We start from the raw sequence: 24,133 nt of genomic DNA, 5'->3' as shown, positions 1-24,133 counted from the left end.
TTGGGCCGACAGGGCTCTTTTCTGCGTATGCGATTGGGACGTTACTGGGTCAGCAGGGGCTCGATAAAGCTGGCGACCCGGTCACGGATCTGCGGCTGGGCTGCGGCCGTGGGGTGGATACCATCGTTCATCATAAGTTCAGGGCGCAGCGCAATATCATCCATGAAGAAGGGCATCAGCGGCAGCTGGTTGGCAGCAGCCAGCTCGGGGAAGATCTGCTCGAACTGGCGCAGGTAGCGGGCCCCGTAATTGCGGGGTAGCTGGATCTGGGTCAGCACGGTTTTCACCTGCTGCGCCTTGGTCAAGGCCACCATCTTGGTCAGATTGTCACGGGTGATGGCAGGTGCGAACCCGCGCAGCCCGTCGTTGCCACCCAGTTCGATCAGCACCCAGTCCGGTTGATGCTCCTTGAGCAGGGCGGGCAGGCGGGTCAGGGCACCCTGTGTGGTCTCACCGCTGATGCTGGCGTTGACCAGCTGGTGCTCGCCGCCCTGCTGCTGCCATTTCTGATTGAGCAGGGCAGGCCAGCTCTGCTCCGCCGGCATTTGATAGCCAGCGCTCAGGCTGTCGCCCAGCACCAGCAGGGTCTGGGCCTGTACCGATGAAACCAGGCAACACAAGGCGAAGAGGAAACGTGTCATGCATTCAACTCCCATCATTCATTGTCATCAAGGACCCGGGCAAAGGGGATACGTGTGATGATGCCAACACCCGGCATGCATTGTCATTCACTGCCTGGGTGAGCAGGATAGACATCACGGGTTCACTCCCCACTTTTTGACCCGGGTAAACAGGAAACGCATCATGAGTTCAACTCCCATCATTGTCGTCAAGGGTCTGGGCAAAACCGTTCGCCTGGGCCAGGAAAGCCTCACCATCCTTGAAGGGATCGACCTGCAAGTCAATACCGGCGAGACCCTGGCGCTGGTCGGGGCCTCCGGCTCCGGCAAATCCACCCTGCTGGGGCTGCTGGCCGGGCTGGATCTGCCGAGCCAGGGGGATATAGAGATCCTCGGCCAGTCGCTGGTGCAGCTGGACGAAGAGGGCCGCGCCCGCCTGCGTGCCGAGCAGGTGGGCTTCATCTTTCAGTCCTTCCTGCTGCTGCCCACCCTGAGCGCGCTGGAGAACGTCATGCTGCCCGCCGAGCTGCGTGGCGAGACCCGTTGCGAGCCGAGGGCACGCGAGTTGCTGGCGGCGGTGGGGCTCAGTGAGCGGCTGCACCATCTGCCGCCGCGTCTCTCCGGCGGTGAACAGCAGCGGGTCGCCATCGCGCGTGCCTTCATGACAAGGCCCAGCTTGCTGTTGGCCGATGAGCCGACCGGCAATCTGGACAGCAAGACGGGGGAGACGGTGATCGAACTCTTGTTCCAGCTCAATCGCGAGCACGGCACCACGCTCGTGGTGGTCACCCATGACCACGAGTTGGCCCAGCGTTGCCAGCGGCAACTGGTGATGGCGGCGGGGCGACTGGAGGCCGATGCGCCAGCATCCGGCACCGTCGCGGCCTCCCGAGTCAGGGAGCTGCTATGAGTCGGTGGCGATTGGGTGTAAAGCTGTTGCGGCGGGAAGGCTTCAACGGCGAGCTGCGCTGGTTCGTGCTGGCGCTGGCATTGAGTGTGGCCTGCGTGCTGAGCGTGGCCCTGGTAGCGGACCGGCTGGATGCGGGGCTCAAGGCCTCGGGGCGTGACTTTATCGGCGCCGATCGGGCGCTGCGTTCCGCCACGCCAGCCCCGGCCGCCTGGCTCAAGCAGGCGGAAAAAGCGGGCCTGTCGGTGCAGACCACGGTCAGCTTCAACAGCATGCTGTTTCATGGCGATGCGTTGCAGCTGGCCTCCATCCGGGCCGTGCCGAGCGATTTTCCCTTCTACGGCAAGCTGGAGCTTAGCCCTCAGCGCGCGCCGGCACCCGGCGAGATTTGGCTCTCGGCCCGGGTGATGCAGCTGCTGGAGGCGAAAATTGGCGATGAGCTGGAGGTGGGCAACACCCTCCTCAAGGTGGCGGGTGAACTGGGGCAGGAGCCGGATCAGGGCTTCAGTCCCTTCCTGCTGGCGCCCAGGGCCCTGATCCACAGTGCCGACATAGAGGCGACCGGCGCCCTGCTGCCAGGCAGTCGTCAGCAGTGGCGCTACCTGTTCAAGGGGGCACGCGAGGACGTTGCCAGCTATGAGCGCTGGCTCAGGCCCAAGCTCAAAGCGGGGCAGAAGCTGATCAAGCCGGACGATCAGGGCTCCCAGGTGGGGCGTTCACTGGCCAATGCCGAGCGCTTCTTCCGGCTCGCCTCCCTGGCCGGAGTGCTGCTGGGGGCGCTGGCCATGGGCATAGCGGTGCGCCACTTCGCCGAGCGCCAGACCAACATGGTGGCGCTGCTCAAGACGCTGGGGGCTTCCCGTCGCACGCTCTGGCAACTGATGGGCACCCTGCTGTTCTCCCTGACGTTGGCGGGGGCGTTCATCGGTCTGGTGGCGGGCAGTGCCATGCAGTGGCTGACCCTGCATCTGCTGGGCAACCTGCTGCCGGCCGATCTGCCACCGCCGTCGTGGCGACCCTTTGCCCTCGGTCTGGCGGTTGCCTTCTTCATCACCCTGCTGCTGGCCTTCGTACCCTTCCTGCGTCTGCTCAAGGTGCCACCGCTGCGGGTGCTGCGCCGCGAGCTGGAGGCGGGCATTCCCCCCTGGCTGGCTCTGCCGGTCGCCCTGCTCGGCCTGTTTGGTCTGGTGTGGGGCTTTACCGCCGATGTGACCCTGGCGTTGGGGCTGATCGGCGGCATGGGCCTGCTGATGGGTCTGCTGGCGCTGATCGCTTCCCTGCTGCTGCGGTTTGGTCGCCGGGTCAAGGGCCCCCATGCGCTGCGTCTGGCCATCAGTCACCTCTCCCGCGAGCGCGGCAGCGGCCTGTTCCAGCTGGCGGGCTTCGCGCTGGCGCTCATGCTGTTCGGTCTGCTGTGGGCGGTGCGGGTCGACCTGCTCGACGAGTTTTCCGCCCGCCTGCCGGCGGATGCCCCCAACCGCTTTCTGGTCAACATAGCCGACCACGAGCGGGAGGGGATCTTGGCCGATCTGCACGGTGCTGGCGCCCTGACCTCGGATTTCTATCCCATGGTGCGGGGCAGGCTGGTCAGCATCGCCAGCGAGGCGGTGCGAGACAGCGACGAGGATGGCCGTGAAGGGGTGAACCGCGAGCTCAACTTCACCACCACCACCGGCCTGCCGCCGGATAATACCCTGACCGCGGGGCGCTGGCTGGATGGCCCCGGCCAGGTGTCGGTGGACAAGGATCTGGCCAAGCGGCTCGACATAGCGCTCGGCGATACCCTGGGTTTCACCATAGAGGGGCGCAGCTTCAAGGCGCAGGTGACCAGCCTGCGGGCCATCAAGTGGGACAACATGCGGCCCAACTTCTACATGATCTTCTCGCCGGACGTGCTGGCCCCCTTCTCCCAGACCTGGCTCGGCAGCTATCGGCTGCCGGAGCAGGGGCGGGTGGCGGAGGTGGAGCTGATCCGCAGACACCCCACAGTGAGCCTCATCGATGTGGACGATCTGATCGTGCGGCTGACGGCCGTGTCTGAGCAGGTGAGCCGGGCGTTGGGGCTGATGCTGGGGCTGGTGACGGTGGCGGCGCTGCTGGTGCTGCTGACCCAGACCCAGGCCAGCATGGCCCACCGCCGCCGCGAGCTGTTGCTGATGCGCACCCTGGGGGCCAGCAGCGAGCTGCTCAAGAAGATGCTGCGCTGGGAGCTGGTCGCCAGCGGTCTGCTGGCGGGGCTGTGCGCCGCCATGGTGGTCGAGCTCTGCTCCTTCGGTCTGCAGTGGTGGTGGTTCGAGGGGCAGTGGCAGTTCCACTGGGCCATCTGGGCTGGCCTGCCCTTGCTGGGCGCCCTGCTGGTGACGCTGGCGGGGCAGGGCATGCAGCGCCAGTTGCTGGCGGGCACCCTGAGCGATCGGCTGCGTGGTCTGGGTCAGGGCCTGTTGTAATCACACCATCCTGCGCGGATGCCGCGAGGCGCAATAACGGATCAGCCCGGCCAATGGCCGGGCTGATTGCTATCCGGTTGCCTGGTTAGCGGGGAGAACTCAACAGATTGGCGAGGGCCTGGGGCAGGTCTGGGTAGGTGAAGTGAAAGCCGGCCTCTTGCAGGCGAGCGGGCAGCACCTTCTGGCCGGTGAGCAGCAAGTCGGCCGCCTCGCCCATCAGCAGCTGCAGCAGGGGGACCGGCACGAAGAAGATGTGTGGTCGATGCAGGGCGCTGGCCAGACGCTGGCTGAACTCGCGATTGCTGACCGGCTGTGGCGCCGTGCCGTTGAAGATGCCGTCACACTCGCCGTGCTCCAGCAGGAACAGCATGGCGCGCACCAGATCCTGAATGTGGATCCAGCTCATGATCTGCTGGCCCGATCCCATGGGGCCGCCGAGGCCGAGTCGATAGGGGGTCAGCATCCTGGGCAGGGCGCCGCCATCGGTGCCGAGCACCAGCCCGATGCGCACTATGCAGACCCGGGTGCGGTTGCTGCGGGCCTCGCGGGCCAGGGTTTCCCACTGCTGGCAGAGTTGGTGGGTGAACTCGTCGTGGGGCGTTTGGCACTGCTCGTCCAGCGGGGCATCCCCCTGCCTGCCATACCAGCCGATGGCGGAGGCATTGATCAGCACTCTGGGCGGCGTGCTGGAGAGCTTGATGAGATCGACCAGCTGTTCGGTCAGCAGCCAGCGGCTGTCACACAGCAGCTGCTTGCGTTGCTCGCTCCAGCGTCCGGAGGCGATGGGCTCTCCCGCCAGGTTGATGACGGCATCCACGTCGTTGAGGTCGTCGAGCCGATCCAGATTGTCGAGCAGCTTGACGTCGTGGCCGAGCAGTTCATAGGCGCGGCTCCCTTGACGGGTCAGCACCACCACCTCGTGGTTGACCTTGAGATGGGCCACCAGACGGCGGCCGATAAAACCGGTTCCTCCCGTGATCAGTATTTTCATGTCCAGACTCCCTGACGCTGTTGGCTCTACTCTAGTGGGCTGGCGCAAGATGAACAAGCAACTGTTTTTGCAAAGATTATAATCTTCACAGCGCAGAGGTGAGCCAGGCCTGAACCGTGCCTGGGGGTGAGGGGGCGAGGCAAGGATGTCAGGCTCCAGAGCCGTTGAAGATGTGGCTGCAAGCCCTGTTTCGACGAGGTTCGGTGCCAATCAGGCCAAACTTTCTTGCTGTTGCCTGTATCAGAATGACTTGTCAGGGGGGCGGAGAGTAGTAGACTTGCCCGCTTTTTCGCCGTTGCCGTGAGGATGACCATGCCATTTCGTCGTTTAAGGTTACGCCAGTTCTACACCCGGCTGGGGGCATCCCTGCTGGCGAGTCTGCTTCCCGTGCTGCTGGGGGTGCTGATCATCTCATGGCAGACCTTCTCTGGCATGAAGCAGGATGCCGAGGAGCGGCTGCTGCATGCCAGACGCATGTTTGACCGTACCCTGGACAATGCCCATCAGGCTGCGTCCATGGTTCAGGGCGGTGTGGGGCGACCTTGCGCCGAGGTGGTACAGGGGCTGCGGGATCAGGTGGCGACTGTGCCGGATGTGCGCACCGTCAACCTGGCCAGGGGAGAGACCATCTATTGCTCTTCCCTCTACGGCGCCTATAGCGGCCCCTTTGCGCTGGCCGACTATGCCGGTGGTCAGCTCGACCTGATGCGGGGCAACCCGGTGACGCCGGATCGGCCGCTGGTTGTCTATCGGCAGGCGGTGGGGGATTACAGCGTGCTGGTCGGGGTGGATGGCTACTATCTGCATAATATTCTCGACATGCTGAGCCGCAATTCGCCGCTGGCGCTGGTGGTGGGGTCGCAGGTCATGCTGGCCAGCGGCATAGTGAGCGAGGAGATCCCGCCCAAAACACAAGGCTATCTGGAACAGGTATCGAAGAAGTATCAATACCGGGTGGTCACAGACCTGTCTCACGATGAGTACGGCAGCCACATCTGGCACTACTCCAAGGCCAGCATCATCATCTATCCCCTGCTGGGCATACTGGTGGGGGTTGGCGTATTCTGGCTGACCGGCCGCTCGACGTCCCCCTCGTAAGAGCTGCGGCGGGCGCTGGATCAGCGGGAGTTCATTCCCTATCTGCAACCCGTGGTGACGGGTGACGACGCGCACTGGTGCGGCTGCGAGGTGCTGATGCGCTGGCAGCATCCCCGTCAGGGACTGATCTCGCCGGATCGCTTCATTCCGCTGGCGGAAGACAGCGGCCTGATAGTGCCCATGACCCGGCTACTGATGGAGCAGGTGCGCGATAAGTTTGCCGGTATGGTGCATACCCTGCCCAGGGGATTTCACTTTGGCTTCAACATCAGCGCCAGCCACTGCAAGGATCTGAGCCTGGTGGCGGATTGCCGCGACTTCATCAACGCGTTTCGTGAGAACCCCATCAAGCTGGTGCTGGAGCTGACCGAACGGGAGCTGATAGTGGCGGACGAGGTGACGGACCGGCTCTTTGCCGAGCTGCACCAGCTGGGGGTCTTCATCGCCATCGATGACTTTGGTACCGGCCATTCCAGCCTCACCTATCTGCAGCAGTTCCAGGTCGACTTTCTCAAGATCGATCAGAGCTTCGTCGGCATGATCGGCTCGGACGCGCTCTCCAGCCACATCGTCGAGAACGTCATTGACCTGGCGACCCGGCTCGGTTTGCTGCTGGTTGCCGAAGGGGTGGAGAACGAGGTGCAGGCCGCTTACCTGAGGGCGCGTCAGGTGACCTTCCTGCAGGGCTATCTCTATGGCCGTCCCATGCCGATGAAGGCGTTCGCCAGCGCGCTTGGCGCCTGAGCGCTCCGGCTCCCCGCAGGGCGGGACATAAAAAAACCAGCGACCGAGGTCGCTGGTTTTTTTCATGCCGTGACTCGTCAGAGCATGCGGGCGAGGGCACGGGTCAGTCGCTTGACCCCCTCCTCTATGGTGGCCTCGTCCACGCAGGAGAAGCTCAGCCGCAAGGTGTTCTGGATCTCGGGGCGCACATAGAAGGGCGCGCCGGGCACGAAGGCCACCTTCTCCTTGATTGCCTCGTCAAACAGCGCCATGGCGCTGACGCTGGCGGGCAGGGTCAGCCAGAGGAACATGCCCCCTTCCGGCCTGGTGTAGGTCACGCCGGGCGGGCAGTGACGGGCCAGGGCGGCCTCCATGGCGGCGCGCTGGCGGCCATAGACCTCCTTGATCTTCTCCAGATGGGCATCCAGCGAGTTGTCGATCAGGAAGCGGTGCAGCACCTGCTGGCTGAAGGCGTTGCTGTGCAGGTCGGTAGCCTGCTTGGCGATGGTGACCTTCTTGCGCAGCCAGTCCGGCACCAGCATCCAGCCCAGCCGGAAGGCGGGCACCACTGTCTTGGAGAAGGAACCGAGCAGCACAGTATTGTTCGGCGCCAGCTTGGCGATGGGGGGCAGGTGTTCGCCCTCGAAGCGCAGCTCGCCATAGGGGTCGTCTTCCACCATCAGCAGCTCGTGGCTGACCAGCCGCTCGGCCAGCGCCTCGCGGTTGGCGCGGCTGTAGGAGACGCCGCTCGGGTTCTGGAAGTTGGGCACGCCGTAGAGCAGCTTGGCGTTGGAGCCGCTGGCCAGCAGCGCATCCAGCGCCGCCAGATCCAGTCCCTCTTCCCCCAGCGTGATGGGTTTGAAGGCGGGTTGATAGACGGAGAAGGCCTGGATGGCGCCGAGGTAACCCGGCTCTTCAATGATGAGATCCTGGCCCTCGTCGATCAGCACCTTGCCCAGCAGATCCAGCGCCTGCTGGGATCCGCTGGTGATGAGGATGTTGTCCGGGTTGACGCGCATGCCGTGGCGGGCCAGATAGCGGTCGGCTATGTACTGGCGCAGGGGGGCGAAGCCCTCGGTGGCGGCATACTGCAGGGCGGCGGCCCCTTGCTCGCGCAGCACGTCCTGGCAGGCCTGGTCGATGGCCTTGACCGGGAACAGGTGCGGATTGGGCAGACCACCGGCAAAGGAGATGATCTCCGGATTGGCGGCGACCTTGAGGATCTCGCGAATAAAGGAAGGCTCTACCTTCTCGAAGCGCTGGGCAAAAAACGGCTGCATAGGATTCTCTCTGGCGTGGTGAGCGGTCGCTCCATTCGACCGCCAAGTTATCCGTTTGTATCAGATTTAAAAAATGAGGCAATGGCTGTAACAAAAATCGATAAAAAAGGGCAGGTTTGGCACCTGCCCGAATTTTATCGGCCGGGGGCGGCCGTGGAGCGCAAAAAAGCCCTGAATTGGTGCCGGGCCCGCGCGCGCCATTGACGAGTTGCCGGCGTTACAGACCCGGCTCCTTGAGGAAGCGGATCATCAGATCCGTGTTGGCGCTGAGCTGTTGCTCCACCCGGCCCGGGAACAGCTCGGCCATCTTGTCGAGGCGGTCGTACTGGGTATGCCAGATCTTGCCCCACTGGGTCTCGCTGTCCCGGTCGCAGGCGCTCTTGGTTGCGTCGTCATAGCAGTCCCACAGCGCCGGGTTGGTGGTCTGGGAGTAGCCGTCATAGCCATCCGCCCCGTTGATGGTGAAGTTGGTGGCCTCCACGTAGGCGATGGGCACCCCCAGGCAGGCAAACGGCGCATGATCCGACCAGCTGCCGGTCTCCCCTTCCGGATAGCCTGCGTAGCTGGGGTGGATGGCAAATGGGGTGGCGGTCAGTTTGGAGACGGCCAGCAGGCGATCCCGCACCTTGGGATCGAAGCTGTAGCGGCTCGGATCGGCGCAGTTGTACTCGGCCACGTCGGAGTGGGCCGAGTGGACGTAGACGATGTCGCCCCCGGCTATGGTGTCGTAGTTCACCATGGCCAGCAGGCGGGCAATGGCGGTACTGTCGAGGCTGGCCGCATAGGCCTTGGAGCCGTTGAGGCCGTTCTCCTCCGCGCCGAAGAAGGCGAAGCGTACCGTGTAGGGCAGGGTCTGCCCCTTGAGCGCCTCGGCGACCGCCAGCAGGGCCGCGACGCCGGCGCCGTTGTCGGTCGCCCCTTCAGAACCCTTCTTGTCGCCCGTGCTGTCGTAGTGGGCGCCGATCAGGATCACCTTGTCGCTCTGGCCCTTGAGCTCGGCGATGAGGTTCTGGGAGTTTTTGCTGGCACCGCTTTTGGTGTAGGTGAACGGCTGGTTTTGCACCTCGTAACCCCAGCCGGCCAGATGGTCCTGGATCCAGGCGGCGGCGCGGGTCTCGGCCTCTGAGCCCGTGGGTCTGGCCCCTATCCCCTCGGCAGTCGAGCTCAACTGCACCAGATACTCATAGGCCTGCTCGGCGGCAGTGGGGGCCTGCGAATCATTGGTGGAGGTGTTGCACCCTGCCAGCAGGGCTGTGATGGCAAACGCCAATGCTGTGTGTTTCATACTGCAATCCTTTGTTGTGTATGGTTTTATTTGCGCAGGTCAGCATGCGCCCGGCGCCTGGCAGATTCTGTGAACGGGGTGGCATTTGTCAATCCTTGTGGCGGAATTGGTCAGGGACGGGGGATTTGTTTCGCTAAACACTTGCGCCTTGGGCCTATCTTGGGATAATTCGCTACCCAGTTTCGCGCATTGATGAAATAACGCGCCATTCATCCACGAGATCCGTGACTCAGGGTGATGAAGCAACGAGCAATTCATTCATGTCGTCAGTGACCCTGGGTGATGAAATAACGAACAATTCATTCCTGTCGTCTGTGACCCAGACCGATGCAATAACGAGCAATTTGATTATGCCTGTGACCCAAGATGTATTTAACGAAGACGGCAAGTTCATGCGCAAGATCCGCAGCTTTGTCCGTCGCGAAGGCCGCCTGACCAAAGGGCAGGAGAAGGCTCTGGAAGAGCTCTGGCCGGTCATGGGTATCGATTTCGCGCCAGCGCCCCTCGATCTGGTCGCCCTGTTTGGCCGTGAGGCCCCTGTGGTGCTGGAAATAGGCTTCGGCATGGGTGCCTCCCTGGTGGAGATGGCCAAGAATGCCCCCGAGAAAAATTTCATCGGCATCGAGGTACACTCGCCGGGCGTGGGTGCCTGCCTCGGCACCGCCCAGGAAGCAGGCGTCACCAATCTCAAGGTCATCTGCCACGACGCTGTGGAAGTGCTGGAGCACATGATTCCGAACGGCTCGCTCGCCTGCCTGCAGCTGTTCTTCCCGGATCCCTGGCACAAGAGCCGTCACCACAAGCGCCGCATCGTGCAGCCGGCATTTGCCCAGGATATCCGCCAGAAGCTGGCCATAGGTGGCGTGTTCCACATGGCCACCGACTGGGAAAACTATGCCGAACACATGCTGGAAGTGATGAGCGTCGCCGAGGGTTACGAGAACACCTCCGCCACCGGCAACTGGGTGCCTCGTCCCGACTGGCGTCCGCTGACCAAATTCGAACAACGGGGCCATCGTCTGGGCCACGGGGTTTGGGATCTGATTTTCAAACGCGTTAACTAATTTAACGAGTCAACTAACCTAAGGAGCTATCATGGCCAATCGTAGCCGCCGTCTGCGTAAGAAACTGCGAGTCGATGAATTCCAGGAAATGGGATTCGACATCAGTTTCAACTTCCCGGTCGGCACTGCCGAAGCGACCATCGATACAGTAGTCGATGCGATGATCGATGAGGTTGTTGAACCCCGTAGACTGGCTTTCGCCGGTTCAGGCCACCTGGCCTGGGAAGGGATGATCTGCACTCAGCAACTGGGAAAATGTACCGAAGAAGACCGTGCCGTCGTCAAATCCTGGCTGGAAGGCAAGGGGATGGAAGCCGTAGTGGTCACCGAGCTGTTCGACCTCTGGTACGGTGAACCGGCCTGAGACTCGGTCGCCTGTTGCAGGCGCCTTGTTGTGGGTAGATAGACAAGTCCCGCCGCTGGCGGGATTTTTGTCAGTGGGGATGGGATCCTCACACCCGTTTTAGTCATGGAATCCTTTATGGTGTTGTCATCCGAATTACTGGCCAGCATTCTGGCAGAGGTGCGCCCGCTGCTCGGACAGGGCAAGGTGGCCGACTATATTCCCGCCCTGGCCCGGGTGCCGGCCGACCGGCTCGGCATTGCCGTCTGTACCGTCGAGGGGGAGCTGTTCACCGCAGGTGACGCCTTCGAGCCCTTCTCCATCCAGAGTATCTCCAAAGCCCTGAGCCTGACGCTGGCACTCACCCTCTATCAGGAGGAGGAGATCTGGGCCCGGGTGGGCAAGGAGCCCTCCGGCCAGCCGTTCAACTCGCTGGTGCAGCTGGAGTTCGAGCACGGCATTCCCCGCAATCCCTTTATCAATGCCGGTGCCCTGGTGGTGAGCGATCTGCTGGAGACCCGGCTTACGGCCCCGCGTCAGCGTACCCTGGAGCTGGTGCGCCGCCTCAGCGGCAATCCGGCCATCATGGCGGATCAGGTGGTGGCGCGCTCCGAATATCAGCACTCTGCCCGCAATGCGGCCATCGCTTACTTGATGAAGGCCTATGGCAACTTCGAGAATGAAGTGGACAAGGTGTTGCAGAGCTACTTCAATGCCTGTGCCATTCGCATGAGCTGCGTCGATCTGGCGCGTACTTTCCTTTATCTGGCCAATCGCGGGCTGCCGCTTGGCGAGAGCACGCCGCTGTTGCCGGCCCGCACCACCAAGCAGGTCAATGCGCTGCTCGCCACCTGCGGCCTCTATGACGAGGCCGGTGATTTTGCCTATCGGGTCGGTATGCCGGGCAAATCCGGGGTTGGAGGGGGTATCATGGCGCTGATCCCCGGTGAGCTCTGCATCTGTGTCTGGTCGCCCGAGCTCAACAAGGCGGGCAACTCGCTGGCGGGCACGGCGGCACTGGAGCTGCTGGCCGAGCGTCTGGGCCGTTCCATTTTTTAACCTTGTTCACTATGAATCGAGAAATCACCATGAAACGACATCTTCGCTTCCTGCAGGCCGCGCTCGCGACCTTACTGCTCTGGTGCGCACTGCCCGCCTTTGCCGCCGAATTGCCACCGCTCTCGCTGGCCGACGCCAAGAGCAAGCAGGCGGTCATGCTGGACACCCGTGCCAGCCACTTCTATCAGGGCTGGCCGATGGAAGGCGAGAAACAGGGCGGCCATGTGGCCGGTGCCGAGAACCTCTCCGCCGAGTGGAAATACAGCGATGACGAGTGGCCCAAGGCGCTCGAGATCAAGGGCCTGAAAGCCGATCGTCCGGTCGCCCTCTATGGCGCGCCGCGGGAAGTGGCCGAAGTGGCCCGTATGCTGCGCAAGCAGGGCATCAAGCAGCTGTTCGAGCTGCAAGGCTGGCAAAGTGCGCCGCGCGATCATCTGGTGCGCTGGCAGCAGCTGGTCTATCCGCGCTGGCTGGCGGTTCTGCAGGAAGGCAAGCCGGTTGCGGCTGCGCCAAAAGGGGACTGGAAGCTGTTCGAAGTGGATTGGGGTTCACCCAAGGCTTACCTGCTGAGCCACATCCCGGGGGCCGGCTATATCGATACCAACCGTCTGGAAGAGGAGCCGCTGTGGAACAAGGTTTCTGACGAGGCGCTCAAGAAGCTGCTGCTGGAAAACGGCATCCGTCACGACACCACCGTCATCCTCTATGGTCGCAACACCATGGCTGCCGCCCGTGCCGCTCATCTGATGATGTATGCGGGCGTGGAAGATGTGCGCCTGCTGGATGGTGGCCTGGATGCCTGGTTTATCCAGCACCTGCGCACCGAAACCGGTCTGCCCAACAAATATGAGCCGGTGAAGGAGTTTGGTGTGGCGATCCCCGCTCACCCCGAGTACTACACCACCCTGGATCAGGCCAAGGCGCTGCTCAAGCAGCCCGATGGCGCCCTGGTCAGCGTGCGCACCTGGGACGAGTTCGTCGGCAACACCTCCGGCTACAGCTACATCAAGCCCAAGGGTGACATCCCGGGGGCCAAGTGGGGTCGCGGCGGTGTGGATGCCAACAGCATGAGCGATTTCCACAACCCGGATGGCACCATGAAGCCGGCCGGGGAGATCCTCACCATGTGGGACGAGTGGAATATCGAGCCCGCCCAGCAGGCCGCCTTCTACTGCGGTACCGGCTGGCGCGCCTCCGAGGCCTTCTTCTACGCCTGGCTGATGGACTGGAAGCGGATCAGCGTCTACGACGGCGGCTGGTATGAGTGGAGCTCGGATCCCAAGAATCCGACTGTGACTGGCGAGCGTCAACCCGCCAAGTAATGAGCCAATAGTGATAACGAGGCCGGACAGATGTCCGGCCTTTTTGTATCCGCTCGGGCCTGCGCCAGTGGGACACACCACTTTGCGAGTGACAATCAGGTCGATGCAAGGAGTGACCAATGAGACGGATATGGATAGGCCTGCAGGTGACAGTGGCAAGCCGGGTGGTCGTAAGTAGCTGATTTTTGACATGGATCCCGTTCCGGCAATCCGTTTTCCCGGGGCAATGGGGTTGAGCTAGGCTTCAGTCACCATCCTCGTGGTGAGGGTGAAGAGGGAGACGAGACAGGCGATGAAGCAACTGATGATGATCCTGGTGTGCGCACTGGGACTCGTGGCGTGTAGCTCTCAATACATCATGAGTACCAAGGATGGGAAGATGATCACCACCGACAGCAAGCCCAAGCTGGATGAGAGCACCGGCATGTACCGCTATTACGATACCGAAGGGCGGGAGGTGATGATCAAGAAGGATGATGTCACCCAAATCATGGAGCGTTGAGGCTTCACCAAAGAACAAGGGCTGCCCGTGAGCAGCCCTTGTTCTTTTCGGCCTCAGGTTATCTGGGCCACCTGACGATTGACCTGGCCCACGAACAGCTGATGGAAGCGGGAGTGGGAGTTGGCCAGCAGACTGACCGGCGAGCCCTGTTCCACCACGGTTCCCGCTTCCATCACCACCACCTTGTCCACCGACAGCAGCGGCTCCAGATGGTGGGCGATCACCAGATAACTGGCCTCCGGCCGGTAGCGATAGAGCAGCTCCGCCATCTTGCGCATGCCGCCGTGATCGAGATCAGAGGTAGCCTCGTCCAACACGATGAGCGGGCGACGTGACAGAAGTATGCGGGCGATCACCAGCAGCTGGGTCTCGCCGGCCGAGAGTTGCAGCTTGTCGAGGTCCTCGTCCAGCCGGCCAGCGCAGCGCTCGGCCAGACCGACCCGGGCCAGTGCCAGCTCCAGTGCCTCGTCATCCTGCTCGGTGAGCGGTGCCAGGTTGGCGCGCAGGGTGCCGAAGAAGGTGAGGGGGGTCTGGGAGACGGTGTCGTAGAGATCCCGCACCGCCTCCGGTGCAAGCCGGGACAGCGGCTGATCGCCGTAGTAAATCTCTCCCTGTGAGGCCGGATACATGGCTTGCAGTACACCGAGCAGCGAGCTCTTGCCAGCGCCGGTACGACCGCAGACCCCCACTTTCTCGCCGGGGGCCAGCTCAAAGTTCACCTTGTGCAGGGCCCATTGGCTCGCCTCCGGATAGCGCAATCCCAGGTTGTCGAAGCGCACCCCGGGATGGGCCGTCACCAGCGCTTCCCCATGCTGGCGCTCGCTCTCGATTTCGCTGTATTCGCGCACCCGCTCCACCGCATTCATTACCTGCTCCACTTCGGCGAAGGTGCGAATGAGGGAGTTGAGCATGGCCGAGGCGGTAAAGGCGTAGGTGATGGCGACGGCCCCCAGCAGCGAGCTGTTGCCAAAGGCCACCATCAGCGCCACCGCGCCTACCAGGGCGGCGGAGAGCAGGGTCTGGTGCATGCCGAGCCAGCGGTTGATGGAGGTGGTGGTGTACCAGCTGCGCAGGTTGTTGTCATAGTGCAGCAGTACCTGATCCAGCGCGAAGCGCTCGGCCCCGGCCAGGCGCAGGGCGGGGGCGCCGCGAATGGTCTCGCTGATGCTGATGTAGAGCGGCGAGCGCAGCACGGATGCCTGGCGGCGCAGCTTGAGCTGCACCGCCCGGTAGCGCCGCTGCAGCACGTAGAGTGCCCAGCCCACCAGGGGGGCGATGAGCAGCAGCAGCGGCATGTTGACACCTATCACCACCACCTGCAGCAGCACTGAGATGAGCATGCCGAACAGCCCCATCAGCATGGACAGCAGTATCTCCTGCGCCTCCCCAAGATCCCGATCGAAGCGGTTGAGAATGCGCCCCTGGGGCACCTTGTCGAAGAAGGCCATGGGGGCGCGGCTGATGCGGCTCAGCATGCCGTCGAACAGGGTCCAGGCCAGCTTGAGCCCCAGCTTGTAGTTGATGACCCGCACCACCATGATGCAGGTGAGAGAGCCTGCCCCCAGCAGCACATAGATGCCGAGCAGCTCGCTCACCTCGGTGAGGCCGGCCTTGCCGCCGAGCCAGAGATCCGAGGCGATGCGCAGCCCCTCCTGCCCCAGGGTAAGTAGCAGGGCAATCAGGATGGCGCCGGGGGCGGCGAGACGCTGCCACATGAAGCCGAACAGGCCCCAGTCCACCTTGCCTTCCACCACCTTCTCTTCGTTGAACTGTTCCGCCTCCTGCGGCGCCACCATGGGGGCGGGAAGCGGGTGCTGGATGAGATCCGCCAGCTGGTGGGCATCGAGTTCCACCAGTTGGCCCTGCTCGATGCGGATCACCCGATCGCAGTGGGCCAGCACGTCCGGATCATGGCTCACCAGTAGCCGGGTCGGTCCCGGCTTGAAGGCAAGCCCCTGCTCCAGCACCTGGGCCGAGACGATGGGATCCAGCGCCGAGAGGGGGTTGTCCAGCAGCAGGATATCGGCTTGGGCATAGAGGGCGCGGGCCAGGGCAACCCGCTGCTGCTGGCCGCCAGAGAGGCGGGTGCCCAGCTCCCCCACCAGGGTCTGATCGCCGTGGCTGAGCAGGCTGAGGTCGGCGCTGAGGGCGCAGGCCCCCAGCACCCAGCGGTAGCGTTCGCCGTGCCAGGGCTGGCCGAACAAGATGTTGTTGCGGATGGTGTCGTTCATCAGCCAGGGTTTGTGGCCCAGGTGGGCGACCCGGCCGTGACGGCGGATCTCCCCCTTGAAACTGTCGTCAAAGCCGGCGATGAGGTGCAGCAGGCAGCTCTTGCCGGCCCCGGTCGTGCCCGTGATCCCCACCAGTTCCCCCGGCTCTATGATGAGGCTGGCCCCTTGCAGCACCGGCTTTTGCTGGTGCAGGGCGGTGACGTCCTGGATCCGCAGGCTGCCGACGGGCAGGCTGGCATCGGTGAGATCCCTGTGCTGCTCCGGGCTGTTGAGGAACTCGCACAGCCGGTTGAAACCTGTGTTGAAGTTGATCAGGGTACGAATGAGATAGGGCAGCCGCATCATGGGGATCCGCAGCACGGCGAACAGGGCTATGGTGGTGAACACCTGGGGCAGGGTCAGGCTCTGGCCGGATACCAGATAGGTGGTGAAGGTGGCCAGGGTTACCAGCAGCGGCGTGCTCAGCATCAGGCTGTCGTTGATGGCATCGAGCTTGAGTACCCGACCGAGCACCCCCAGCTCCTGCTGGCGCTTGGCGTTGGCTGCCCGGGTGAAGAAGGCGCCTAGCCCGTTCTGGCGCACCAGTCGCAGCTTCTTGATGTATTCCGCCAGTATGCCGTTGCGCTCGTCCTGCTGGCGCTTGAGCTGCTGCTCCTGCTGGTTCATCCGCCGCACCACCCGGGTGGAGATGAGCAGCAGCAGGGTGAGTACCGCAAAGCCGACCAGGCCGGCGCTGCCCACCTGCCATACCAGCAGGGCTATGGTGCCGAGCAGCTGCAGTGCCATGGTAAGCGGCATGGCGGGGTCGGCCAGGATCCAGGTAATGTCCCACACATCCCGGTTGATGAGGTTCTGCACCCGGCCTCCGGCCCGGTCGTCGAAGCTCTTGCCGCCGAGCTTCATCACCTTGGCGAGCAGGGCTTCGGCCAGCAGTCGGCGAATGGGGACGTGCATCTTGAGCGCCAGCTGCAGCGAGTGCTCCGCCAGCATGCCGGCGGCCAGCACAGAGGCAAACAGGGCGAAGGCCAGCAGCAATTTTTGCCCCGTGGGGGCGCCCGCGCCGAGCTGGGTCATGCTGTGGTTGAGCAACCAGGGGCTGGCCAGGGTCGCCAGCATGCCGAGCAGTTGCAACAGGGTGAGCAGGCCAATCCGCCCCTTGTAATGGCGCCAGATAAAGGCGGTGATGGGCCAAGGGCGCACAGGTGCGCGGGCGGTGAGTCGAAGGAAGGCATCGGCCCTGCCATCGCGTCTGTCTTCCGGCAGCAGGGGATAGAGGTCGTCGAGGCCGACCTGGGGCTCTTTCAGCCCTTTGCGTTGCAGCGGGCCCGTCCAGTGATAGAAGAGGCGGCTCAGCCAGCCGGCCGAGATTTCCGGGTGATCCAATGGGTGTCCTTATTATTGTGCTGCTTCCAGGGGGCGGGGCGACTCATGGGTCGCCCTCGATATTATGGTGTTATGGCAGCGGGCTCGTCGCCCGGCCGGGATCAGCGATCCCGGTTCAAGCGGATGAGGCGGTCCAGGATCTGCTCGCCATCGACCCGCAGGCCGTTGTGCTCGTACTCGTTGGTGATCCAGGCGCGGCTGTTGCCGAGGCCCTTGAGGGTCTCGCGGCTGTAGTCGAACTCGACGTACATGTCTTCGGCATAGACGGCGCAGGCCACAGGCACAGTGTTGCGGGCCAGCTGCGCCGGGTCGTAGAGCTGCCCCCAATCGGCCTTTTTGGCCAGCAGGTGGGCGGCTTCCTTCAAGGGGATCAGTTCGCGGAACTGCTCGAACATCCAGGGGAAGATCATCTCGCCGGTGAAGGCGAAGTCCTTGCCCGGCGCCCAGGACAGTGCCGGGAACTCGCCTTTGACCCGCTCGGCCGCCCAGTTGCTGGCGGCCCCTTCGGCGTAGATGGATTCATGCAGTATGGCGAACACCGGATTGGTGTTGAACGGCTGCATGGCTTGTACCTGATAGAGGAAGGCCGGGTTGAGCCGTTCGCCGATAAAGGCGTCTTCCAGCAGGTAGTAGAGCTCCTCGAAGGCGCCGCTGGCGCCGAGATCCAGCCCCTGCTGCTGCAACTGCTCCACCGTCAGGCGCTGGCCGTTGGGCAGGCGAACCTCGTGGCGGTGCAGGTGATTGGCCAGCCGATTGGCGATGGCCTGGGCATGGGGGAAGCGGGCGAAGAAGGCGCGGTTCTTGTCCGCAACCCTTTGATAGGTCGCGCGGTAGACCTCATCCGCGCTGCGGCCTATGGGGGCCACGCCGCCGGTGAGGTAGACCTCGTGCAGGCTGTCCGGGAACAGGGAGAGATAGGTGAGGCTGCAAAAGCCGCCGAAGCTCTGGCCGAGCAGGCTCCAGGGACGGTCCGGGCTCAAGATTTCGCGAATGTATTCCGCGTCCCGCACTATGCTGTCGGCGCGAAAGTGGCTGAGATAATCCGCCTGCTGCCGGGCCGTGAGCTGGGCCAGCGCATCGGCGCTGATGGGGGCTGAGTGACCGGTGCCGCGCTGATCGAGCAGCAATACCCGAAATTCCTGCAGGGCCCGCTTGAGCCAGCCGCTGTCGGCGGTCGGGCGCGGGGCGCCAAAGCCGGGGCCTCCCTGCAGGAACAGCAACCAGGGCAGCTCATCGTCCAGCCTGTCCTGGCGGCAGAGGGTGCGACCAAACAGGGTGAGCGTCTCCTCGTCGTCCGGCTGCTGGTGGTCGAGGGGCACGGTGAAGAAGTGTGGTTCGCAATGAATGCCGTCCAACACGTAATGCAAGGGGCTGCTCATCTGATGTTCTCCCTGAACGAGGTGATGTTGGGGGGAGTCATATCATAACCATGGCTCCCGGCCCGGTCACGCCGGTTTTTGAAAGGGGTTGCAAGATGGGGGACTCGTCTCGCCCTGGATCCAATGCCCGCAGCCCGCCCCGTTTTCTCGCTCATGACATCCCATCCTCTGTGGGGCGCGCTTGAGGTGTTGGTAGTGACAGGATTCCACCGCTACATGTGGGTTTTGTGGCCTCCGGGGTATCGTTTTCATGACTTGCGGCGGGCTGGTGACTGAAAGGTGGGTGGTTTTTTCGCTCTTGATGTGGCGTTCAAGAAATAAATTAATTCTACATCTAAATTAAATTCATGGCCTTGTGTTGTTTTTATGTAATTGTTTTTTATCAATATATTTTATATTTCTGTATTTTAATGCTGTGTTTTGTTGTTTTTTTTGTGAGGTTGATCATTCGTGCTCTAATCTTTAAGGTTGTTTCTGCCCAAACAATAAATTAACAAAAATATGTTCATAGTCGGAGTCTTTGAAATACGTCATCAGGAACCGATCCAGGCCACCATCTCTTCGGTGGACGAGTTCGGTTTGCAACACACCACCATCCATTACATCTGTGTCAAAGCTGGCTTGTTTTCTGGCCTCAGGCCAGCCACGAACCGGGCCCGTCTGCAGTACAACACATCCCCATGAGCGATGGCTTCTGGCTACGCCGTGCCTTGAACGCGACTTCAGCCGTGCCGATCGGCTTTGCGGACTCTTTATCCAGTAACGACTGACCCCAGCGGAGTGAATTCATGTCTTTGAAGCGTTATCAGAATTTTGTCGACGGCCGTTATCTGGCCAATGCCTCGGGCGAGTATTTCGAGGTCATCAATCCTGCTAGCGGGGCCGTCATCTACGAGGTCGAGGTGGCCGATGAGGTAGTGCAGACTGCGGCTATTGCGAGTGCCCAGAACGGTTTTGCGCTCTGGTCCGCCATGAGCGGGGTCGAGCGTGGCCGGATCCTGTTGCGGGCCGTGGCTTTGCTGCGTGAGCGTAACGATATCCTGGCCGCCATCGAGGTAGCCGACACCGGCAAGCCCTGGCAGGAAGCCTCTGTGGTGGACGTGGTTACTGGCGCTGACAGCATAGAGTTCTTCGCCGGTCTGGCCGCAGCCATCGAGGGCAATCAGCAGCAGCTGGGGGCTGATTTTTACTACAGCCGCCGCGAACCCCTCGGCGTCTGTGCCGGGATCGGCGCCTGGAACTACCCGCTGCAAATTGCCTGCTGGAAGGCGGCCCCTGCGCTGGCCTGCGGCAACAGCATGATCTTCAAACCCTCGGAAGAGACGCCCCTCGGTGCCCTCAAGCTGGCGGAGATCTTCATCGAGGCCGGCATGCCCGCCGGCGTCTTCAATGTGGTGCAGGGGGATGGCCGGGTCGGTGCCTGGCTGAGTCAGGCGCCCGAGGTGGCCAAGATCTCCTTCACCGGCGAGGTGGGCACCGGCAAGAAGGTGATGCGCGCCGCTGCTGAGACCCTCAAGGGAGTGACCATGGAGCTGGGGGGCAAGTCCCCCCTCATTATCTTCGACGATGCAGATCTGGAAGAGGCGGTCAGCGCCGCCATGGTGGCGAACTTCTATACCCAGGGCGAGGTGTGCACCAATGGCACCCGCGTCTATGTGCAACAGGGGATCTACCCCGCCTTCATGGCGCGGCTGCTGGCCCGTACCCGGGACAATATTCGGGTCGGCGACCCCATGGATCCGACCACCAACTTCGGTGCCCTCATCTCCCGCGAGCATCAGCGCAAGGTGCTCGACTATATCCGCATCGGCCAGGAAGAGGGGGCCACCCTGCGCTGTGGCGGGGAGGCGCTGCGGCCGGCCATGGCACCGGATGGCTTCTTCGTCGCCCCCACCATCTTCAGCGAGTGCCGGGACGAGATGCGGATCTGCCGCGAAGAGATCTTCGGCCCCGTGATGTCGGTGCTCAGCTTCGAGCAGGAAGAGGAGGTGGTGCGACGAGCCAATGACACTGCCCTCGGGCTGGCGGCCGGGGTGTTCACCCGGGATATTCGCCGCGCCCATCGGGTGGTGCACCAGTTGCAGGCGGGGATCTGCTGGATCAACAGCTATGGCGCCTCCCCGGCCGAGATGCCGGTGGGCGGCTTCAAGCAGTCCGGCATCGGGCGGGAGAACGGCTTGGCAACCCTGCAACACTACACCCAGCTCAAGTCTGTCTATGTCGGCATGCAAGCGATCCAGAGCCCGTTTTAAGGAGGCACCATGACGCAATTCGATTACATCATAGTGGGGGCGGGCAGCGCTGGCTGCGTGCTGGCCAACCGCCTGAGCGAGGATGGTCAGCACAGGGTGCTGCTGCTGGAGACGGGGGGCAGCGACAAGAGCATCTTCATCCAGATGCCGACCGCCCTCTCCATCCCCATGAACACCAAAAAGTATGCCTGGCAGTTCGAGACCGAGCCCGAGCCCCATCTGGACGGGCGGCGCATGCACTGCCCACGGGGCAAGGTACTGGGAGGCTCTTCCTCCATCAACGGCATGGTCTATGTGCGCGGCCACGCCGGTGACTTTGACGAGTGGCAGCAGGCCGGAGCGCAGGGGTGGGATTACGCCCACTGCCTGCCCTACTTCAAACGGGCCGAGCAGTGGGCCTTCGGTGGGGATGAGTATCGCGGCACTGAAGGGCCGATTGGAGTCAACAACGGCAACCAGATGCAAAACCCCCTCTATCAGGCTTTCGTCGATGCCGGTGTGGAAGCGGGCTACGACGGGACTGTGGATTACAACGGCCGCCAGCAGGAAGGGTTCGGCCCCATGCACATGACGGTCAAGCAAGGGGTTCGCAGCTCCAGTGCCAATGCCTATCTCAGACCCGCCATGGGGCGGGCCAACCTCACTGTGCTGACCGGTGCCCAGGTCCACAAGGTGTTGCTCGAGGGCAAACAGGCGGTCGGGGTGCGCTTCGAACGCAAGGGCAAGACGGAGGAGGTGAAGGCCGGCAAGGAGGTGATCCTGAGTGCTGGCCCTATCGGCTCCCCTCATCTGCTGCAACTCTCCGGCATCGGCGATCCCGATACCCTGAGGGCGGCAGGGATAGGGGTACTGCACCCTCTGCCCGGGGTGGGCGAAAACCTGCAGGATCATCTGGAGTTCTACTTCCAGTTTCGCTGTCAGCAACCCATCACCCTCAATGGCAAACTGGGTCTGTGGGACAAATTCCTCATCGGCAGCCGCTGGCTGCTGCGCAAGGACGGTCTGGGGGCGACCAATCACTTCGAGTCTTGTGGCTTCATTCGCTCCAAAGCCGGAGTTCCCTGGCCGGATCTGCAATACCACTTCCTGCCTGCCGCCATGCGTTATGACGGCAAGGAGGCATTCGCGGGGCACGGTTTCCAGGTGCACATAGGTCATAACAAACCCCGCAGCCGTGGTCAGGTGCAGGTGCGCTCGGCCGACCCCCGTCAGGCCCCCGCCATCCGCTTCAATTACCTCTCCCATCCGGATGATGTCGAAGGATTTCGCGCCTGCGTGCGACTGACCCGGGAGATCATCGGTCAACCGGCCCTGGATGCCTATCGGGGAGAGGAGATACAGCCAGGGGTGTCGGTACAAAGCGATGAGCAGATAGATGCCTTCGTGCGCAGCGCAGTGGAGAGCGCCTACCACCCCTCCTGTTCCTGCAAGATGGGGACGGATCCCATGGCGGTAGTGGATCCCGAGACCCGGGTTCATGGTCTGCAGGGGCTGCGGGTGGTGGATTCCTCCATCTTCCCGACCATTCCCAACGGCAACCTCAATGCCCCCTCCCTGATGGTGGCCGAGCGCGCCGCCGACCTGATCCTGGGCAAGGTGCCACTGATGGCGCACCCGGTCGAGGTGGGGCTGGCCGAGCACTGGCAGGAGAAGCAGCGTCCGCGAGAGCCAGTGCGTACCCTGGCTTGAGCCTGTGGGTTGAATAAAATGAGATGCCACTACCCGGATGGCAGTTCGTCAGACCTTAGCTATCGCCTTGTCCGTTCAGATAACGGCGATAGCTAAGCCCTGATCCCGTGTCCATTTCCCCTCGCCACAGCGGGGTTGGGGGAGTCATGTCCGCAGGAAGCCGAACTGCCTCTTGAACACCACTATGCAATGACAAGGAGCACTTATGTTTGGTCACGAAAGGGGCATCGAAGGAGGTCAGTCATGACAGTCTGGCTCAGTGCAGGAATACTGTTTACCTTTGCCTCCATCGCCTTTGTGCTCTATCGCTGGGGCAATATTCGTTGTATCGGTACCACGCCGGTGCACACCTTTACCTTCGTCGCCATCCTGTTCACGTCCGGGCTGGATGTGGGACTCATCATGTTTCCGCTCACCGAGTTTGCCGGTTATGCCGATCTGCAGGCGAGCCCGGAATATGGCTTCACCAATCCGCTTGCCATTGAATTTGGTTACTGGGGATTTCTTATCTGGGGTTTCTACTTTCTGACCTGTTTCTATTTTTGCGTGATAGAACCCAGAGTGAAGTTCTTTGAGCTGGCGCCGGTGAAGTTCCTCAACAACCTGGTGATCATAGGCACCTGTGCCTTCACCGCTTATCTGCTGCTGAGCAACCTGCCCTGGTATCTGCCCCAGATCGGGGATGGCGAGAGCCTGGTGGCGAGTTTTTACCTGATAGTGCTGCTGGTGATTGCGCTCTCCATCTATTCGAGCACCAGCCTGAAGTTCGTCAGGATCCTGAGTCTGGGCACGACGACCTGCTTCATCGCCCTGATCGCCCTGATGTGGGGCGCCGCCTTTCTCACGCCGGCGGGATCCCTGGCCGACTTTGCCGCGACGCTGGCGCTGGTGGGAGGATACTTTGGTCACATAGAGCGCTTCGTGCTGCCCCTCAATGATTACCACGCCTTTTACCTCTATTGGTGGTTCTCCTGGAGCATCATGATCGGTCAGTTCACCGCCCGCTTCATCGGTGGCCTGCGCACCTGGCAACTGCTGGGGGCCATGCTGGTGTTCCCTTCTCTGGCCATCGCCGCCTGGTTCGCCGTGCTCTACTACTACCATGAGCAGGGGCTCTCGACCGCCGGTTTCTTCAACTGGGCCATGGTCGCCGTGGGGATCACCATGGTGATCAACTCCCTCGACTCTTTGATCCGCCTCTATACCGACAACCTGGGATTGACGACCCAGCGGCTCGGCCAGTGGCGTTACTTCGGGCTCAACCTGTTGATGCTGGCCGGCTTGACCCTGCTGTTCAAGCTCGACTTCCTGCAGATCCAGTGGGTCGGTGCCCTGGTGATCGGCCTCTTCTTTGCCTGTTTCGGCTACATCATCAGGTACAAGCTGAGGGCGGTGAGCCACATAGAGGGCGCGCCAAAGGAGAATCGCCTCGACTACGGCAAGATAGAACTGGCCGGATGAGAAGGAACGGTGAAGGCCTGAGAACCCGAAGCTTGTTGCTACTGACAAAGGGGAGGGCACACGGCGGCACTCTTCCCCTGATGCCCCTAGCTGGTGA

At 62.5% G+C, this 24,133-nt stretch carries 16 protein-coding genes and 1 pseudogene; 11 read left to right on the top strand and 6 right to left on the bottom strand.

The genetic code is table 11. The features are described from left to right. Nucleotides 1–41 precede the first annotated feature (41 nt). Entirely contained in the window at nucleotides 42–641 is a 600-nt protein-coding gene (locus BN1128_RS17155; protein WP_042870957.1) for an arylesterase, read from the bottom strand. Between the two features lie 163 nt (nucleotides 642–804). On the opposite strand from BN1128_RS17155, the gene BN1128_RS17150 reads away from it, so the two are divergent. Both BN1128_RS17150 and BN1128_RS17145 read left to right on the top strand, forming a co-directional pair. After that, nucleotides 805–1,530, top strand: coding sequence for an ABC transporter ATP-binding protein (locus tag BN1128_RS17150; RefSeq protein ID WP_042870955.1), 726 nt, complete (start codon nucleotides 805–807; stop codon nucleotides 1,528–1,530). Further along, entirely contained in the window at nucleotides 1,527–3,974 is a 2,448-nt protein-coding gene (locus BN1128_RS17145; RefSeq protein ID WP_042870953.1) for an ABC transporter permease, read from the top strand. The genes BN1128_RS17150 and BN1128_RS17145 overlap by 4 nt, the downstream gene beginning before the upstream one ends. Before the next feature lie 85 nt (nucleotides 3,975–4,059). Here BN1128_RS17145 and BN1128_RS17140 read toward each other — a convergent pair whose 3' ends face one another. Then, complete coding sequence (locus BN1128_RS17140; RefSeq protein ID WP_042870951.1) at nucleotides 4,060–4,965, bottom strand: TIGR01777 family oxidoreductase; 906 nt, start codon at nucleotides 4,963–4,965, stop codon at nucleotides 4,060–4,062. A gap of 312 nt (nucleotides 4,966–5,277) precedes the next feature. On the opposite strand from BN1128_RS17140, the pseudogene BN1128_RS26525 reads away from it, so the two are divergent. Continuing rightward, nucleotides 5,278–6,807, top strand: a pseudogene (locus BN1128_RS26525) (EAL domain-containing protein). Between the two features lie 77 nt (nucleotides 6,808–6,884). Here the strand turns inward: BN1128_RS26525 and BN1128_RS17130 are convergent. After that, on the bottom strand, nucleotides 6,885–8,066 hold the full coding sequence (locus tag BN1128_RS17130) for an aminotransferase-like domain-containing protein (protein ID WP_042870950.1): 1,182 nt from the start codon (nucleotides 8,064–8,066) through the stop codon (nucleotides 6,885–6,887). Between the two features lie 217 nt (nucleotides 8,067–8,283). After that, the gene (locus BN1128_RS17125) at nucleotides 8,284–9,351 is read right to left on the bottom strand and encodes a M28 family metallopeptidase (RefSeq protein WP_042870948.1); all 1,068 of its coding nucleotides are present in this window, start codon (nucleotides 9,349–9,351) and stop codon (nucleotides 8,284–8,286) included. 350 nt (nucleotides 9,352–9,701) lie between these two features. Here BN1128_RS17125 and trmB point away from each other — a divergent pair, with 350 nt between their 5' ends. From trmB to BN1128_RS17100, 5 genes are all read left to right on the top strand, one after another. Continuing rightward, a complete protein-coding gene (trmB, locus tag BN1128_RS17120; protein ID WP_042870947.1) occupies nucleotides 9,702–10,415 on the top strand; it encodes a tRNA (guanosine(46)-N7)-methyltransferase TrmB in 714 nt (237 codons plus the stop codon). Nucleotides 10,416–10,446: 31 nt separating this feature from the next. Beyond that, nucleotides 10,447–10,779 (top strand): YggL family protein, encoded by a 333-nt coding sequence (locus BN1128_RS17115; RefSeq protein WP_042870945.1) that lies wholly within the window; start codon nucleotides 10,447–10,449, stop codon nucleotides 10,777–10,779. Between the two features lie 117 nt (nucleotides 10,780–10,896). Beyond that, nucleotides 10,897–11,817, top strand: coding sequence for a glutaminase B (gene glsB, locus BN1128_RS17110; RefSeq protein WP_042870942.1), 921 nt, complete (start codon nucleotides 10,897–10,899; stop codon nucleotides 11,815–11,817). Between the two features lie 29 nt (nucleotides 11,818–11,846). After that, nucleotides 11,847–13,139: a sulfurtransferase gene (locus tag BN1128_RS17105; RefSeq protein WP_042870940.1), complete on the top strand. Its 1,293-nt coding sequence runs from the start codon at nucleotides 11,847–11,849 to the stop codon at nucleotides 13,137–13,139. Nucleotides 13,140–13,431: 292 nt separating this feature from the next. Beyond that, the gene (locus BN1128_RS17100; RefSeq protein WP_042870938.1) at nucleotides 13,432–13,641 is read left to right on the top strand and encodes a YgdI/YgdR family lipoprotein; all 210 of its coding nucleotides are present in this window, start codon (nucleotides 13,432–13,434) and stop codon (nucleotides 13,639–13,641) included. A 53-nt stretch (nucleotides 13,642–13,694) separates the two neighbouring features. On the opposite strand, the gene BN1128_RS17095 is transcribed toward BN1128_RS17100, so the two are convergent. Together BN1128_RS17095 and BN1128_RS17090 are read right to left on the bottom strand one after the other, a co-directional pair. Next, nucleotides 13,695–17,255, bottom strand: coding sequence for an ATP-binding cassette domain-containing protein (locus BN1128_RS17095; RefSeq protein ID WP_042870936.1), 3,561 nt, complete (start codon nucleotides 17,253–17,255; stop codon nucleotides 13,695–13,697). A 101-nt stretch (nucleotides 17,256–17,356) separates the two neighbouring features. After that, nucleotides 17,357–18,634 (bottom strand): alpha/beta hydrolase, encoded by a 1,278-nt coding sequence (locus BN1128_RS17090; RefSeq protein ID WP_042870934.1) that lies wholly within the window; start codon nucleotides 18,632–18,634, stop codon nucleotides 17,357–17,359. Nucleotides 18,635–19,422: 788 nt separating this feature from the next. Between BN1128_RS17090 and betB the strand changes: the two genes are divergently transcribed. From betB to BN1128_RS17070, 3 genes are all read left to right on the top strand, one after another. Further along, nucleotides 19,423–20,886 (top strand): betaine-aldehyde dehydrogenase, encoded by a 1,464-nt coding sequence (gene betB, locus BN1128_RS17080; protein ID WP_042870931.1) that lies wholly within the window; start codon nucleotides 19,423–19,425, stop codon nucleotides 20,884–20,886. Between the two features lie 9 nt (nucleotides 20,887–20,895). Beyond that, entirely contained in the window at nucleotides 20,896–22,575 is a 1,680-nt protein-coding gene (gene betA / locus BN1128_RS17075; protein ID WP_042870929.1) for a choline dehydrogenase, read from the top strand. Between the two features lie 243 nt (nucleotides 22,576–22,818). Next, nucleotides 22,819–24,036 (top strand): BCCT family transporter, encoded by a 1,218-nt coding sequence (locus BN1128_RS17070; protein WP_042870927.1) that lies wholly within the window; start codon nucleotides 22,819–22,821, stop codon nucleotides 24,034–24,036. Nucleotides 24,037–24,133 lie beyond the last annotated feature (97 nt).

Origin of the sequence: Aeromonas piscicola (assembly GCF_000820005.1) — a bacterium.
GTDB lineage: Bacteria > Pseudomonadota > Gammaproteobacteria > Enterobacterales > Aeromonadaceae > Aeromonas > Aeromonas piscicola.
This window is presented reverse-complemented; position numbering and strand designations above follow the sequence as displayed.

Excerpts from the sequence above, each read along its gene's own strand:
- BN1128_RS17105 (WP_042870940.1), top strand. The coding sequence starts at position 11,847 with ATGAAACGACATCTTCGCTTCCTGCAGGCCGCGCTCGCGACCTTACTG.
- trmB (WP_042870947.1), top strand. The coding sequence starts at position 9,702 with ATGCCTGTGACCCAAGATGTATTTAACGAAGACGGCAAGTTCATGCGC.
- BN1128_RS17115 (WP_042870945.1), top strand. The coding sequence starts at position 10,447 with ATGGCCAATCGTAGCCGCCGTCTGCGTAAGAAACTGCGAGTCGATGAA.
- BN1128_RS17155 (WP_042870957.1), bottom strand. The coding sequence starts at position 641 with ATGACACGTTTCCTCTTCGCCTTGTGTTGCCTGGTTTCATCGGTACAG.
- betB (WP_042870931.1), top strand. The coding sequence starts at position 19,423 with ATGTCTTTGAAGCGTTATCAGAATTTTGTCGACGGCCGTTATCTGGCC.
- BN1128_RS17150 (WP_042870955.1), top strand. The coding sequence starts at position 805 with ATGAGTTCAACTCCCATCATTGTCGTCAAGGGTCTGGGCAAAACCGTT.
- BN1128_RS17100 (WP_042870938.1), top strand. The coding sequence starts at position 13,432 with ATGAAGCAACTGATGATGATCCTGGTGTGCGCACTGGGACTCGTGGCG.
- BN1128_RS17090 (WP_042870934.1), bottom strand. The coding sequence starts at position 18,634 with ATGAGCAGCCCCTTGCATTACGTGTTGGACGGCATTCATTGCGAACCA.
- BN1128_RS17070 (WP_042870927.1), top strand. The coding sequence starts at position 22,819 with ATGACAGTCTGGCTCAGTGCAGGAATACTGTTTACCTTTGCCTCCATC.
- glsB (WP_042870942.1), top strand. The coding sequence starts at position 10,897 with ATGGTGTTGTCATCCGAATTACTGGCCAGCATTCTGGCAGAGGTGCGC.
- BN1128_RS17130 (WP_042870950.1), bottom strand. The coding sequence starts at position 8,066 with ATGCAGCCGTTTTTTGCCCAGCGCTTCGAGAAGGTAGAGCCTTCCTTT.
- BN1128_RS17140 (WP_042870951.1), bottom strand. The coding sequence starts at position 4,965 with ATGAAAATACTGATCACGGGAGGAACCGGTTTTATCGGCCGCCGTCTG.
- BN1128_RS17145 (WP_042870953.1), top strand. The coding sequence starts at position 1,527 with ATGAGTCGGTGGCGATTGGGTGTAAAGCTGTTGCGGCGGGAAGGCTTC.
- betA (WP_042870929.1), top strand. The coding sequence starts at position 20,896 with ATGACGCAATTCGATTACATCATAGTGGGGGCGGGCAGCGCTGGCTGC.
- BN1128_RS17125 (WP_042870948.1), bottom strand. The coding sequence starts at position 9,351 with ATGAAACACACAGCATTGGCGTTTGCCATCACAGCCCTGCTGGCAGGG.